Origin of the sequence: Phytohabitans kaempferiae (assembly GCF_042433955.1) — a bacterium.
Taxonomy (GTDB): Bacteria; Actinomycetota; Actinomycetes; order Mycobacteriales; family Micromonosporaceae; genus Phytohabitans; species Phytohabitans kaempferiae.
In genome coordinates, this window is the sequence record NZ_JBHLUH010000060.1 from 191,682 (window position 1) to 204,314 (window position 12,633).

Genomic DNA, 12,633 nt, shown 5'->3' on the forward strand with positions numbered 1-12,633 from the left:
GTGCGGGTTGGTGGGGACTCTGCGCATTGAGTGCTCTCCTCGTACTCTCGATCAGTGTGTTTCTCGGACTCGAAGGCTGACGCCATCCGCTCGGAATCCGTCGGGCTTTCGCCCGCCTGGTGCCGCGGTGACCCGGGGTGACGCCTCCACAAGCTCCCGGGTGTAGTCGTTCTCAGGTCGATCGAAGATCTCAGTGGTGTCTCCGACCTCCACGATTTGTCCCCGCCGCATCACCGCCGTCCGGTCCGCGAGGTAACGGACAACAGCCAGATCGTGGGAGATGAACAGGTAGGACAGTTGTTCCTCGTTCTGCAGTTCGTGGAGCAGGGCGAGGATCTGGGCCTGGACCGACATGTCGAGAGCGCTGGTGGGCTCGTCGAGAACGATCAGGCTGGGACGGGTCACGATCGCCCGGGCGATGCCCACACGTTGCGCCTGGCCGCCCGATAGTTCGTGTGGATAGCGGCCGAGGAATCGCTGCGGAAGCCCCACCCGTTCGAGGACGTCGGCTACCAGACGGCGCCTCTCCGCGGGACCGAGATCTCGACGCAAGTGCAGGGACGAGCCGACGATCTGCTCGGCGGTGTGCCATGGGGCCAGGGAGTCGAACGGGTCCTGGAAGACCATCTGCATCGACGGGCGGAACCGGGCCAGTGCCCGGGGCGAGAGTTCCGTGAGGTTGCAGCCGTTGAGCAGGATGTCGCCGTCGTCCGGGGGAAGCAACGACATCGCGAGCCGAGCCAACGTCGTCTTTCCCGAGCCCGACTCCCCGACCACCGCGAGCGTCGTCCCCTTGTCGAGCGTCAGGCTGACGTCGTCGACCGCGCGGACCTCCCGCGCCTTTGGCCCGCGCCCGACCTTGAACGTTTTGCGGAGCCGGCGCAGTTCCAGGACGGGCAGCTGCGGCGAGGATTGGGCGGCGCTCATACTCCGACCTCCTTGCTTCTGGTCGGACGCCCGACGCCTGGGAGTTCCGCGTCCGCGACAGGGTGGTGGCAGCGCACCAGTTGGTCGCCGTACGGGCGGGGAGCCGGATCGTCCGCCCGACACCTGTCTGTGGCGACGGCGCACCGCGGCGCGAACGCGCAGCCCTCGATCTGGTCACCCGGCGTCGGCACGGTGCCCGGGATCGCGACCGGTTCCACACCATGTTCGAGGGCGACGGCGATGCCCTTCAGCCCTTGTGCGTACGGATGTCCCTCGCGCAGCACGTCGGCGACCGGCCCGACGGCGACGACGCGGCCGGCGTACATAACCGCGACGCGATCGCACCAGGTGGCGATGACACCGAGATCGTGGGTGATCAACAGGCCGCCCCGGCCATCGCGGACGAGTTGGCTCCGAAGCAGGTCCAGGATCTGCCGTTGCACAGTGACGTCCAGGCCGGTCGTCGGCTCGTCCGCGATGACCAGTTCCGGGTCGTTGGCGAGCGCGATGGCGATGCACGCCCGTTGGCACAGGCCACCGGAGAGCTGGTGTGCGTACGAGCGCATGACACGCTCTGGTTCGTGGACACCGAGATCGGCCAGCAGCGCGATCCCGCGTGCCCGCGCTTGCTTGCGGGACGTTCGTTGACCGCGTCGGATCACCGCGACCAGTTGCGACCCGACGGTGAAGACCGGGTCGAGGGCCAGCCGCGGGTTCTGCGGAACGAATCCCATCCGGGTGCCCCTCAGGTCGGCGTAGGCCCGCGGTTTGTCGAGTTCGGTGCCGTCGAACACGACGGAACCGGATACCCGTTGGGCCCCGTGCGGGAGCAACCCGAGCACCGCTCGGGCGGTGAAACTCTTGCCCGCGCCGGTCTCGCCGACCACGCCGACGAGCTCACCGCGGCCAACTTCGAGTGCGACGTCGCGCAGGACCGGCACATCGCCGCCGGCTCCGCGCACGGTCACCGAGACGTCGCGCATCTCAAGCAGAGCGCTGTGACTGTCGCTCATCGACTCCTCCTCCGCCGCGGGTCCGCCCAGCGGGACAGGGACTCTCCGATGAGCGTGAAAGCCAGAGCCAGCAACACGATCGCCAAGCCGGGGAACACCGAGGTCCACCAGATCCCGCGGGTCAGGCCCTCGGTCCCCGTCGAGATCATGTAGCCCCACTCGGGCAGTGGCACCGGAACGCCGACGCCGACGAAGCCGAGCGCCGCGGCCAACAGAATCGCCCACGCTGCCGAGGTCGCGGCCTGGGTGTAGATGACTCCCAGGTTCGCGGGCAGCACGTAACGCCGCATGATCTGAAACTCGGTGAAGCCCGAACAGCGCGCCGCCTCGACGAACATCCGGTCACGGATGGTCCGGGTCTGCTCGCGGACCAACCGGACGAAGGTCGGCGCCGACACGATTCCGATGACGATGCCCGTGATCCAGATACCTCGACCGAACGCACCCAACACGGCGATGGCGAGAACGAGGAGCGGGAAAGCCTGGAAGACATCAAGCAGTCGGGAGATCACGGTGTCCGTGGCGCGACCCCGGTAACCCGCGAGCAGACCGAGCGGTACGCCAACGACCAGAGCGACCGCGATCGCGATGAGGGCGATCAAAAGGTCGTAGCGCGCGCCGTAGATGACCCGGGAGAAGATGTCGAACCCGCTGCGATCGGTGCCGAAGATGTGCCCGTCCGTACCCGGCGGGAGGTACTGGTCGGGGAGGTTGGCCTCCAACGGATCGAACGGCAGATACAGCGGCGCGAGCAGGGTTGCGAGCAGGACGGCGGCAAGGATGCCGACGCCCAGGGCCAATCCCCAGGCACCCGTCCCACGGAGAGAGCGTGGCGTGCTCGGAGGCGCCGTGGCTGCGGCGATCACTTGACCACTCATGTGAGCCTCCTCCGGGGGTCCAGGTAGGTGTTGCCCAGGTCGACGGCGAGGAACAGCAGGATGTAGACGGCCGCCGCCAGGAGAACAAAGCCTTGGACCGCCGCGTAGTCGTTGTAGTGGAGCGAGTCGATCGCGTAGAGGCCGACGCCCGGCCAGGCGAAGACCTCCTCGACCACCACCGCGCCACCGACCAGGAAGCCGAAGATGAGCGCGGTCATCGTCGTCACGATCGGGGCGATGTTGCGCAGCACGTGCTTGAGGTAGACGACGTGAGGTGGTGTTCCGATGGCCCGCGTGTAGAAGAGGTGATCCGAACGCAGCAGCGACGCCGTGGCCTCGGCGCTCAGCCGGGTGATGGGAGCCGCGGCGGGGAGACCCAAGGCGAGCGCGGGCAGCAGGAGGTGGCCGACGGCGTTGCCGAACACCTCGAGGTCACCGGCGAGCAGGGCATCCACGGTGATCAGGCCGGTCACGCTGTCCGGCGTGGGCATCCCGATGTCGAGCCGCCCGACCGGTGCGGGAGCGATGTCGAGGCTGGAGTAGAAGACGACGATCAAGAGCAAGCCGAGCCAGAACTCCGGGATGGACACTCCGAGTGTCGAGACTCCCCGGGCGAGGCGCTTGGCACCACGTCGTGCGCTTGCCCCAGCGGCGACGCCCAGCGGGACGCCGATCACCAACGCCAGGATCAGGGCGGCGAGGATCAGTTCGATGGTCGCGGGGAACCGCCCCATCAGATCGTCGAGGACACTGTGGCCGGTCCGGACCGACGTCCCGAGGTCGCCGCGCACGAGCCCGGCCAGATAGTCGAGGTACTGCACCCCCAGCGGCTTGTCGAATCCGAACTCGGCACGGATCGCAGCGATGGCGGTGTCGGTCGCCTGGGACCCGGCGAAGATCTTCGCCGGGTCCCCCGGCATCGCCCTCGAGACGAAGAACGTGAGGGTAGCGACCCCGAGAAGGATCGGGATGACCCACGCCACGCGGCGGGCGGTGTATCCAACCATGAGTGCTGCGATCCCCCGTCAGCCAGCCAGGTCCATGGTGCCGAACCGGAAGATCTGGTCGGTTCGAACTTCGTAGCTGGTGATCCGGTCGCTGGTGCCCAGTGTCCAGTTGACCTGTCCCAACCAGACGGCGGGAGCGTCCTGCAGCATGAGCTTCTGAATCTCGGCGACGTCAGCCTTGAAGGGCTCGGAGCCGACGGGCTGTTGGAACGCCTTCTCCTTGATGCGGTCCACCTGGGCGTTCGTGTAGCTGATCTTGTTGCCGTAGGAGCCGGTCGCCCAGTACAGGTCGAGATGGTAAGAGGGGTTGTTGACCCAGGACAGCGCGCTGAAGATGAAGAGTTCGGTCTTGCCGCTGAAGAAGGCCTCGTTCATCTGGGCGGTCGTCACGGGCTTGGTCTCGACGGTGATGCCGATCTTGCCCAAGGCCTGCTGGACGGCGATGGCGATCTCCTCATAGCCGGTCACCGAGTTGTCGTACGTGAGCGGGATGCTGAGGGCGCCGGCGTGGTCCGACTCCGCAAGCGCCCGTTTCGCGGCCTCGAGGTCCTCCTTGTAGAGGGCAGCGTCCTCGTCGAAGCCCGGCATGCCGGTCGGGATCGGACCGGAAGGCCCATCGGCGTAGCCGCCGTAGACGTTGGCGGCGATCGCGTCGTACGGCACGGCGTAGCTGATCGCGCGGCGGACATTGACGTCGGCGGTCGGCCCGGCCGCGTTGTTCATCATGAGGTTGACCTGCTGGTTGGACTTGCTCGCGTGGATGGTCACGCCGTCGGCCGAGGTCAGCTCCTTCAGCGATGCGCTGGGTAGCTCGGCGGCGATGTCGATGTCGCCGTTCTTCAGCAGTGCGACCTGGTCGGAGGCCGAGGGCACCACCTGCATCACAACTTTGTCCGCCTCGGGCTTCTCACCCCAGTACTGGTCGAAACGACTGAGGGTGAGCGACACACCACGCTCGAACGACTCGAGCTTGTAGGGACCCGACCCAGCATCGTGGTCGGCGAGGTAGTCCTGCGCCCACGGGTCGTCGCTGGTGGCGTTCTCCTTCATCAGCTTGGAGTCGTAGATCGCGATCGTTGGGTTGGCGAGCATCTGGAGCGTGAACGGCGTGGTCCGCGTCATCTTCATGACGGCGGTGCGGTCGTCAGGAGTCGTGATCTGGGTGCTGGGGTCGGAGAGACCGATGGTCCTGAGGTCGAACCAGCCGCCCTCCTGGAGCTTCCAAGCTCGCTCGAAGCTCCACTGGACGTCGGCGGAGGTGACGGGGTTGCCGGAGTGGAACGTCGCCTCGTGCAGGCGGAACGTGTAGGTCAGCTTGTCCTCGCTGACATCGATGGTCTCGGCAAGTGCTCCGGTCGGCGCCTCGGAGTCGGCAACCAGCAGACCCTTGTCGTTCTTGGTCAGCTTGAATCCGACGAGCGTGTCGTAGACGTTCGCCACGTATTGGGCGGACCGCTTCTCGAACGAGAGCCGGGGGTCGAGCGTCGACGGGTCCCCGGAGATCGCCTGAACAATGGCGTTGCCGCGGGCCTCACCGGACTCGGACGAACAAGCAGTCAGCGATGCGGCGACTACGGTCAGTGCGGCAACGCCGCCGAGAATTCGTTTGGACCTGATGGACATGAGCGGCTCCTTGCTGCTCCAAAAGCTGTGGCGCGGCGGCGGATGATGCCCCCGAGGTGACGTCAACATCTGATGTATCTGCTTGCTAACATCAGATATATCTGTCGCAGGCATCGCAGATCAAGAGCTCCAGGGTCCCTGGGCCACAGGTTGACGTGCCGTTAACAAGGGAGCACATCATCGAAACATCCGCACTTGGGCCGCTGATCGTCGTGGACTCACACACCGCGGGCGAACCCACCCGGGTGGTCCTACACGGTCTTGACGCGATGCCTGGCGCCACGCTGTCCGAACGCTCGCGCGCACTGTACGCACGCCATCCCCGGCTGATTTCCGCCGTCGTCGGCGAGCCGCGCGGGTGGGCGCCATGGCACGCTGTCGTGCCGATGCCGCCTGATGATCCGCAGGCGGACATCGCCGTGTTGATCTTCTCCGCGCTCGGCCCGCTGGACATGTGCGGGCACGCACTCATCGGCACCGTCACCACGCTGATCGAGGAGGGTGTCGTCACCGCGTCCGAGCCAAGGACCGACCTCACGGTGCAGACGGGCGCCGGACTTATCCGAGTCGCCGCGACCGTCGAGCGCGGCCGGGTGCGGCAGGTGAGCTTCGAGAACGCGACGTCGTACGCTTTCGCCACCGACGCGGTCGTGGCCGTGCCAGGCCTGGGTGAGGTCCGCTACGACCTCGCGTACGGAGGTCTCTGGTACGCGGTGGTCGACGCTTCCAGCCTCGGCCTGGCGATCACCCTCGACCAGGTCCACCGGCTAATGGCGCTGTCGGAACACATTCGGGCCGCCATCAATGCCTCACTTCCCGAGCATCCAGACGAGCCGGACGACCCCACATTCGTTCCGCAGCTACTGTGGACCACCACGGAGGGCACCAGGAGTGGGACGAACCTAGCGACGTCGACCCAGCTCGGATTCGACCGCTCCCCCTGCGGCACCGGCTCATCCGCCCGCACCGCCATCCTCCACGCCGCTGGCGCCCTCGCGATCGGCGACACGTTCAATCACCACAGCGTGCTCGGCACGACCTTCACAACCGAGGTCGTACGAAAGCTCGTCCTCCCCTCAGGCCGCCCCGCCATCACGCCCGAAGTGACCGGATCGGCATGGATCACCGCCCGTTCTGAACTCGTCTTCCGGGACGACGACCCACTGGCCGACGGCTCGTTCGTTCCCCCCTTCAACACCGTCGGCCGGTGAAGCGCAGCCGCAACTGCGTGCGACGAACGCGCCCCGGACCCTCATCGCCGCCGAGGTGAAGGTGGCCACGGTCCGGGCACAAGTGGGCCTGCTGTTCCACAACGACTTCGAGGAGTTCGTGACCCTGACCCCGCAGCCGCACCAGGTCGCCGCACTGACGGCGACCCTCGACGACGTCGTCGCCTGGTCGAGGGCGCTTGCCCCGCTACGCGCCTGACCGGACGGTGCGAGCGGGCTCGCCGGCCCGCTCGCACCTCTACCGTGCGGCGAGTGTCGGCGCGAACCGGTTGGCCGGCCGTGGCAGGTCATAGTGATCGCGCAAGGTGCTGCCGGTGTACGCGGTGCGGAACAGCCCGCACCGCTGGAGGATCGGCACTACCTGGTCGACAAAACTCCTCCAGGCCGGATGGGAGTAGCGGTGGCATGACGTTGAACCCGTCGGCCGCGCCCGAGTTGTACCACTCCTCGATGGTGTCCGCGATCCCGGCCGGCGTACCGGTGACCGTGCGGTGCCCGCGCCCGCCGCCGAGCCGGCCCAGCAGCTGCCGGACGGTGAGGCCCTCACGCCGGGCCAGGTCGGTGACGAGCGCGAAGCGACTCTGCGCGCCCATCGACGCCGGCCTGGTCTACCGCCTCCAGGCTGTGCCAGACCATGTTGAGATAGGTGAGGATCGTCAGGTCGTTGCCCTCACGGCGCCGGGCGGCCGTGCCCACCGGGATCTGATAGTCGAGATCCTGGACGGGCGCCGACCCGCTAGGTAGATCGCGAAGCCCCGGCCCGCAGGGCCGGCAAGGCATGAGGCAGCCGTCGGCCGAATCGTCCGTGCGTGCAGGTGGCGGTGTAGGCGTCGCTTGATGCGCCGGTCAGGGACGGGTGGCCGTGTGCTATCCGGCGTCCGGGTCGCCGACGAGTTTCTCGATGATGTTACCGCGCGGGACCTCGCCGAGGGACAGGAACGTCTCGATGCGCTGGATGCCCTCGATCGCCCAGAGGGCGTCGAGGAGCAACTCCTGGAGGTGGGCGTGGTCGCGCAGGCGGAAGCGGGCCATGAGGTCGTAGGCGCCGGTGACGACGATCAGCTCGTCGAGTTCGGGGATCTCGCGCAGCTGGGTGAGGATCGTGCTCAGGTCGGCACCGGGGGCGATGATCATGGGGATGTAGACGAGGACGGGGTAGCCGACGGATGCCCAGTCGATCGTCACGGTGTAGCCGCGGATGACGCCGAGGCGTTCCAACCGGGTGATGCGGTCGGCGACGGCGGGCGCGGAGACCTGGCATTCGCGGGCGAGTTGGCGTTGTGAGGCGCGCGGGTCGGCCGCGAGCCGGCGCAGGATCCGCCGGTCCAGGTCGTCGAGGGGCACCGCGGCCCGGGGGCGCTCGACGGCGCCCACCAGACCGGCCATCGGGCCTCGCGGGGACCGGGGTGCCGGCGGGGTCCTGCGTCGGTCAGCCATCCAGGCCGTCCTCTCGGCTCGCGGTCGGCGCCATTCTAGGGCCCGGCCACGGCAGCGGCGGGGACGAGTCGACGACGATCCGTGGCAGGTGCGGCATGGCGGTCTCGGGCACCAGGTAGCGCGCGATCACGTCGCGGACGAAGTCGACGCCGGCGCCGTCGGGCTGGCGCACGAACAGGTGTGTCGCGCCGGCCTCCGCCCAGGCGGTGACACGCCGCCGGTCGGTGTCGAGGTCGCCGGTGAGGTCGTCGACGGCCGGCTGGACCTGGGTGGCCGGGTCGGCGTCGGCGAACGAGCGGGCCAGGACCGGTAGCCCGGCGCCGGCGGCCGTGCCGTCGAGCCAGACTGGCAGGTCGAGCTGGGCTGGCTTGGGGGTGACGGCGAGCGTCGTGGGCATGCCGGGGCCCATCACGCCGGAGGGGACCTGCCAACGCGGTCCGGCGTGGCGGATCACGCGTCCGGACCAGGAGGCGCGTAGGAGGGCGAGATCTTCGGCAGCCGCCTCCGGGTCGAGGTCGGCGGTGTCGACGAGCGCGACGACGCGGCCGGCGCTGACGTGGTCGACGACGGCCACCTCCTCGGCGAGGGTGACCGGGTGCTCGACGCCGAGGCGTACCCGAAGGACGATCCGGATGTTTTCGGTACGCGCGGCGATGCGCGCCGCGACGGCGGAGTCGACGCCAGCGGCGCTGCCCGGTGTCAGCACCGCGCAGAGCCCGGCGGCGTCGGCCCCCGCCGCGATGTCGAGGTCGCCGGTGGCGAGCTGGAGCCCGATCCTCATGACGCCTCCACAGTGGACATGACGGGCAGGACCTCGTCGGCGAGGCGGCGCAGCACGTGGTGGAGAGCGGCCTGCGGTGCGCCTTCGATCACGACCCGGAAGATGACGTAGTCGACGCCGGCCTCGGCGACCTCGTGGAGGCCGTCGACGATCGCCGGGGCGGGGCCGATGATGGTGGTCGCGACCGCGTCGGCGATAGCGCCGCCAGGGTCACTGAGGAAGTCCATCGCCGGCGTCGAGTCACGCTCGGCCACGCTCCAGCCGAGCCCGGCGTAGAGGACGTAGCTGGCCCGCTGCCAGTCGAGTGCGGCGCGGCGCTCGGCCGCGTCCTCGGTCAGCCACACGTTACGCAGCGCGGCGACCGGCGGCCGGGTGCCGCCGGGACGGCCGGCCTCCTGCCAGCCCTTGCGGTGCGCGGCCGCCAGCTCGCGCACCAGCGTGAGCGGGTTGGCACCGGAGAGCATCACGCCCTGGCCGCGGGCGCCCGCGCGGGCCACACCCGCGGGTGTGGCCGAGCCGTTCCAGATGGTCGCACCGGCGGGGACCGCGATGTCGCGCAGGGCGGTGAGGCCGGCGCGCTGGCGCGGTACCCGTTGCGCGCGGGGGACGCCCTTGCCGTCGAACTCGACGTCGCGATAGCCGAGCCCGACGCCGAGATCGAGGCGGCCGCCCGAGGCGGCGGCGACGTCGGCCGCGAGGGCCGCCACGCGCTCCGGCCGCTGCATGGGCAGCAGGAGCATCCCGGTGCCGAGCCGGAGCCGAGTCGTGACGGCGAGAGCGGCCGCGGCGGCGGGTAGTACGGCCGGGCAGTAGCCGTCGTAGAAGAAGTGGTGCTCGGAGAGCCACATCCCCTCGTAGCCGAACGCCTCCAGCGCCACCGCGTCCTCCAGCAGCTGCCGGTAGGCCGTCGAGTGGTGCCGCGGCGTGGTCGCGGTCGCTTGCAGGCACCACAGCCCGGCACCGAACCTCATCGCCACCTCCTTGTCATACGCCAGCAGACTAACGCTGTTCTTGTTTCACATGACGCATCTTGATCTCATTTTCGTTAACGAGTGCACGATCTGTTGCTCATATCGTCTGGCGATTGCATATTCGAGGGCATGACCGCAACCGATCCACCCGGCGTCGCCCTGGTGACCGGCGCCGCCCGAGGGCTCGGCCTGGCCGTCGCCGAACGGCTGGCCCGGCGCGGCGATCATGTCGTGCTCACCGATGTCGACCTCGCCGCGGCCCGGGCCGCCGCCGGCGGCATCGCCACCGCCGGTGGGCTCGCCACCGCCGTCGCACTCGACGTGACCGACGCCGCGCAGGTCGAGAAGGTGGTCGCGCACGCGGGGTCGATCGGTCCACTCACGACGGTTGTCAACAACGCCGGCATCGCGTTCGCCGCGCCGATCGCCGATACCGACCTCGACGACTTCGACCGGCTCATGGCGGTCAACGTACGCGGCGCGTTCTGCGTGCTGCGGGCCGCCGTCCGGGCCATGTTGCCGCGACGCCACGGCTGGGTGGTCAACGTCTGCTCGACATCGTCGTTCACCGCGTCGTCGTCACCGATGCTGGCGTACGACACGTCGAAGGCCGCGCTGCGGATGATGACCCAGGCGGCCGCCCGCGAACTCGGCCCGACCGGGATCCGGGTCAACGCGGTCGCACCGGGCACGATGGACACCGCGCTTGTGCGTGGCCTCTTCGACCGCCACGACGGGCTCGACGACCTCGCCGCCGCGCGGATTCCGCTGGGCCGCCTCGGCCGCACGGAGGAGGTCGCCGAGGCGGTGGCGTTCCTCTCCTGCCCCGCCTCGTCGTATGTCACCGGACATGTGCTCGTGGCCGACGGCGGGTGGCTGACGTGATCAGCGTGGTCACCGGGGCGGGCTCCGGCATCGGCGCGGCGACCGCCCGGCTGCTCGCGGCGCGCGGTGACCACGTCGTCTGCGTCGACCGTGACGAGGCCGCCACCCGCGACACCGCGACCGACGTAGGCGGCCTCCCGGTCACCGCCGACGTGACCGACCCCGCCGCCGTCGAGGCCGCGGTCGAGGCCACGGTACGGGCGTTCGGCCGGGTCGACGCCGTCGCCTGCTGCGCCGGTGTCGAGGTCAACGAGGCGGCGCAGCGACTCGACCCGCGGGTCTTCGACCGCGTGCTGGCCGTGAACGTCACCGGCAGCTTCCTCGTCGCGGCCGCCGCCGCCCGGCGGATGATCGCGCAAGGCGACGGCGGGCGTGTGGTGCTGGTCGGCTCGGCGAACTCGGTCGTGGCACTGCCTGGCCAGGCCGCGTACGCGGTGTCCAAGGGCGGCGTGCTCATGCTCGGCCGGGCCCTCGCGGTGGACTGGGCGCCGCACGGCATCACGGTCAACGTGGTCGGCCCTGGCGTCACCGACACCCCGATGTCGGCGGGGAGCCTGGGCGACCCGGAGCGCCGGGCGCTGCTGCTCGACGGCGTACCGCTGGGCCGTCCGGCGCGACCGGCGGAGATCGCCGAGGTGATCGCGTTCCTCGCCTCGCCCGCGGCCTCCTACGTCACCGGCGCCTTCCTGCCGGTCGACGGCGGCTGGCTGGCGCGGGGCTGAGACGAACGACGCAGTCATCTCAGTCGTTGGCCACCAGCGTCACCGGGTGCTGGTTGAGCTTGCGCCCGCCGCCCGGCTCGCAGACGATGACGTCCTCGACGCGCACCCCGACCCGGCCCGGCCAGAAGACCGACGGCTCGATCGTGAACGTCATCCCCTCCTCCAGCGGGGTGTCGTCCTCTTCGGAGATGAACGGCAGCTCGTGCACGTCCATCCCGATGCAGTGCCCGGTGCGGTGCCGGAACCAGCGGCCGTACCCACCGTCCACAATGACCTGTCGGGTCGCCGCGTGCACCTGCGCCGCCGTCGCGCCCGGCTTCGCGGCCGCCATCCCAGCCGCCTGCGCGGCCATCACGAGCGCGTAGACGCGCTCGTACTCGGCCGGTGGTGTTCCGATGTGGATGGTCCGGCCGAAGTCGGAGACGTAGCCGTCGACGACCGATCCGAAGTCGAACGAGACACCGCTGCCGGCCCGCAGCGCGGCGTCGGACAGGCGCACGGTGGCGTCCCGCTCGGTGTCCGGCCCCATCGCCCAGACCGCGGTGTCAAACGACGCGGTGCGCGAGCCGCGCCGCCGCATCTGAAAGTCGATCTCGCTGGCCAGTTCCAGCTCGGTGACGCCCTCGCGGACCTTGTCCTGGATGTCGGCGAGCACCCCGTCGACCAGCGTCGCCGCGCGCGTCATCGCCGCCAGCTCGTCCGGTGACTTGATCCGGCGCAGCGCGTTGACCAGCGGGTTGGCGTCGACGATCGCGGCGTCGGGCAGCAGCTTGCCGAGCTGGATCGTGGTGGCCGCCCAGGTGCGGTGCCCGACGCCGATCCGGCGTACCGCCCCGAACTGGCCCAGCGCCTTGGCGAAGAGCGCCACCGCGTCGTCGGTCTCGTTGACGGTCACGATGTCGCCGCCGCCGACGCCCTCCGGCAGGTCGAACTCGCGCACCATACGCGGCAGCACGAACACGGGCTCTCGACCCGCGGCGATGAAGGCGCCGGTGACCCAGTGGTGCGCGTATTCGACGGTGCCGAACGCCGGGATGCGCCGCTGCATCCCGGTGAGGTATTCGAGGTCGCCGGAGGGCGGGACGAACAGCAGGTCGACGCCGGCCTCCGCCATCCGCTCCCACAGCCGTTCCCGGCGCTGCACGTGGTCGAACATGGTC

At 69.5% G+C, this 12,633-nt stretch carries 14 protein-coding genes; 4 read left to right on the plus strand and 10 right to left on the minus strand.

What is annotated here, in order from left to right; genetic code table 11:
• Nucleotides 1-51 precede the first annotated feature (51 nt).
• The 5 genes from ACFFIA_RS28475 to ACFFIA_RS28495 are packed head-to-tail and all read right to left on the minus strand — an operon-like array spanning nucleotide 52 to nucleotide 5,562.
• Complete coding sequence (locus tag ACFFIA_RS28475; protein ID WP_377256258.1) at nucleotides 52-927, minus strand: ABC transporter ATP-binding protein; 876 nt, start codon at nucleotides 925-927, stop codon at nucleotides 52-54.
• Nucleotides 924-1,940, minus strand: a complete 1,017-nt coding sequence (locus ACFFIA_RS28480; RefSeq protein ID WP_377256261.1) for an ABC transporter ATP-binding protein — start codon at nucleotides 1,938-1,940, stop codon at nucleotides 924-926. Before ACFFIA_RS28480 ends, ACFFIA_RS28475 begins: the two co-directional genes overlap by 4 nt.
• Complete coding sequence (locus ACFFIA_RS28485; protein ID WP_377256264.1) at nucleotides 1,937-2,818, minus strand: ABC transporter permease; 882 nt, start codon at nucleotides 2,816-2,818, stop codon at nucleotides 1,937-1,939. The genes ACFFIA_RS28480 and ACFFIA_RS28485 overlap by 4 nt, the downstream gene beginning before the upstream one ends.
• Nucleotides 2,815-3,825: an ABC transporter permease gene (locus tag ACFFIA_RS28490; RefSeq protein ID WP_377256267.1), complete on the minus strand. Its 1,011-nt coding sequence runs from the start codon at nucleotides 3,823-3,825 to the stop codon at nucleotides 2,815-2,817. The genes ACFFIA_RS28485 and ACFFIA_RS28490 overlap by 4 nt, the downstream gene beginning before the upstream one ends.
• An 18-nt stretch (nucleotides 3,826-3,843) precedes the next feature.
• A complete protein-coding gene (locus tag ACFFIA_RS28495; RefSeq protein ID WP_377256270.1) occupies nucleotides 3,844-5,562 on the minus strand; it encodes an ABC transporter substrate-binding protein in 1,719 nt (572 codons plus the stop codon).
• Between the two features lie 98 nt (nucleotides 5,563-5,660).
• On the opposite strand from ACFFIA_RS28495, the gene ACFFIA_RS28500 reads away from it, so the two are divergent.
• Nucleotides 5,661-6,659 (plus strand): proline racemase family protein, encoded by a 999-nt coding sequence (locus ACFFIA_RS28500; protein ID WP_377256273.1) that lies wholly within the window; start codon nucleotides 5,661-5,663, stop codon nucleotides 6,657-6,659.
• A 55-nt stretch (nucleotides 6,660-6,714) separates the two neighbouring features.
• A complete protein-coding gene (locus ACFFIA_RS28505; protein ID WP_377256276.1) occupies nucleotides 6,715-6,876 on the plus strand; it encodes a hypothetical protein in 162 nt (53 codons plus the stop codon).
• Nucleotides 6,877-6,964: 88 nt separating this feature from the next.
• Here the strand turns inward: ACFFIA_RS28505 and ACFFIA_RS28510 are convergent, their stop codons facing one another.
• The 4 genes from ACFFIA_RS28510 to ACFFIA_RS28525 all read right to left on the minus strand — a co-directional run bounded on the left by ACFFIA_RS28510 (nucleotide 6,965) and on the right by ACFFIA_RS28525 (nucleotide 9,866).
• A complete protein-coding gene (locus ACFFIA_RS28510) occupies nucleotides 6,965-7,270 on the minus strand; it encodes a hypothetical protein (RefSeq protein WP_377256279.1) in 306 nt (101 codons plus the stop codon).
• A 274-nt stretch (nucleotides 7,271-7,544) separates the two neighbouring features.
• Nucleotides 7,545-8,063, minus strand: coding sequence for an Lrp/AsnC family transcriptional regulator (locus ACFFIA_RS28515; protein ID WP_377256282.1), 519 nt, complete (start codon nucleotides 8,061-8,063; stop codon nucleotides 7,545-7,547).
• Nucleotides 8,064-8,106: 43 nt separating this feature from the next.
• Nucleotides 8,107-8,895 carry an LLM class flavin-dependent oxidoreductase gene (locus ACFFIA_RS28520; RefSeq protein ID WP_377256284.1) on the minus strand — a complete coding sequence of 263 codons (789 nt, stop codon included), beginning with the start codon at nucleotides 8,893-8,895 and terminating at the stop codon, nucleotides 8,107-8,109.
• Complete coding sequence (locus ACFFIA_RS28525) at nucleotides 8,892-9,866, minus strand: LLM class flavin-dependent oxidoreductase (RefSeq protein WP_377256286.1); 975 nt, start codon at nucleotides 9,864-9,866, stop codon at nucleotides 8,892-8,894. The genes ACFFIA_RS28520 and ACFFIA_RS28525 overlap by 4 nt, the downstream gene beginning before the upstream one ends.
• Nucleotides 9,867-9,995: 129 nt before the next feature.
• On the opposite strand from ACFFIA_RS28525, the gene ACFFIA_RS28530 reads away from it, so the two are divergent.
• Both ACFFIA_RS28530 and ACFFIA_RS28535 read left to right on the plus strand, forming a co-directional pair.
• Nucleotides 9,996-10,751, plus strand: a complete 756-nt coding sequence (locus ACFFIA_RS28530; protein WP_377256288.1) for an SDR family NAD(P)-dependent oxidoreductase — start codon at nucleotides 9,996-9,998, stop codon at nucleotides 10,749-10,751.
• Nucleotides 10,739-11,473: an SDR family NAD(P)-dependent oxidoreductase gene (locus ACFFIA_RS28535; RefSeq protein WP_377256290.1), complete on the plus strand. Its 735-nt coding sequence runs from the start codon at nucleotides 10,739-10,741 to the stop codon at nucleotides 11,471-11,473. The genes ACFFIA_RS28530 and ACFFIA_RS28535 overlap by 13 nt, the downstream gene beginning before the upstream one ends.
• Before the next feature lie 19 nt (nucleotides 11,474-11,492).
• Here the strand turns inward: ACFFIA_RS28535 and ACFFIA_RS28540 are convergent, their stop codons facing one another.
• On the minus strand, nucleotides 11,493-12,629 hold the full coding sequence (locus ACFFIA_RS28540) for a M24 family metallopeptidase (RefSeq protein ID WP_377256293.1): 1,137 nt from the start codon (nucleotides 12,627-12,629) through the stop codon (nucleotides 11,493-11,495).
• Nucleotides 12,630-12,633: the final 4 nt, after the last annotated feature.

Coding starts and splice junctions, on each gene's coding strand:
- ACFFIA_RS28530 (WP_377256288.1), top strand. CDS start 9,996: ATGACCGCAACCGATCCACCCGGCGTCGCCCTGGTGACCGGCGCCGCC.
- ACFFIA_RS28540 (WP_377256293.1), bottom strand. CDS start 12,629: ATGTTCGACCACGTGCAGCGCCGGGAACGGCTGTGGGAGCGGATGGCG.
- ACFFIA_RS28475 (WP_377256258.1), bottom strand. CDS start 927: ATGAGCGCCGCCCAATCCTCGCCGCAGCTGCCCGTCCTGGAACTGCGC.
- ACFFIA_RS28485 (WP_377256264.1), bottom strand. CDS start 2,818: ATGAGTGGTCAAGTGATCGCCGCAGCCACGGCGCCTCCGAGCACGCCA.
- ACFFIA_RS28525 (WP_377256286.1), bottom strand. CDS start 9,866: ATGAGGTTCGGTGCCGGGCTGTGGTGCCTGCAAGCGACCGCGACCACG.
- ACFFIA_RS28480 (WP_377256261.1), bottom strand. CDS start 1,940: ATGAGCGACAGTCACAGCGCTCTGCTTGAGATGCGCGACGTCTCGGTG.
- ACFFIA_RS28515 (WP_377256282.1), bottom strand. CDS start 8,063: ATGGCCGGTCTGGTGGGCGCCGTCGAGCGCCCCCGGGCCGCGGTGCCC.
- ACFFIA_RS28495 (WP_377256270.1), bottom strand. CDS start 5,562: ATGCCTGCGACAGATATATCTGATGTTAGCAAGCAGATACATCAGATG.
- ACFFIA_RS28520 (WP_377256284.1), bottom strand. CDS start 8,895: ATGAGGATCGGGCTCCAGCTCGCCACCGGCGACCTCGACATCGCGGCG.
- ACFFIA_RS28490 (WP_377256267.1), bottom strand. CDS start 3,825: ATGGTTGGATACACCGCCCGCCGCGTGGCGTGGGTCATCCCGATCCTT.
- ACFFIA_RS28510 (WP_377256279.1), bottom strand. CDS start 7,270: ATGGGCGCGCAGAGTCGCTTCGCGCTCGTCACCGACCTGGCCCGGCGT.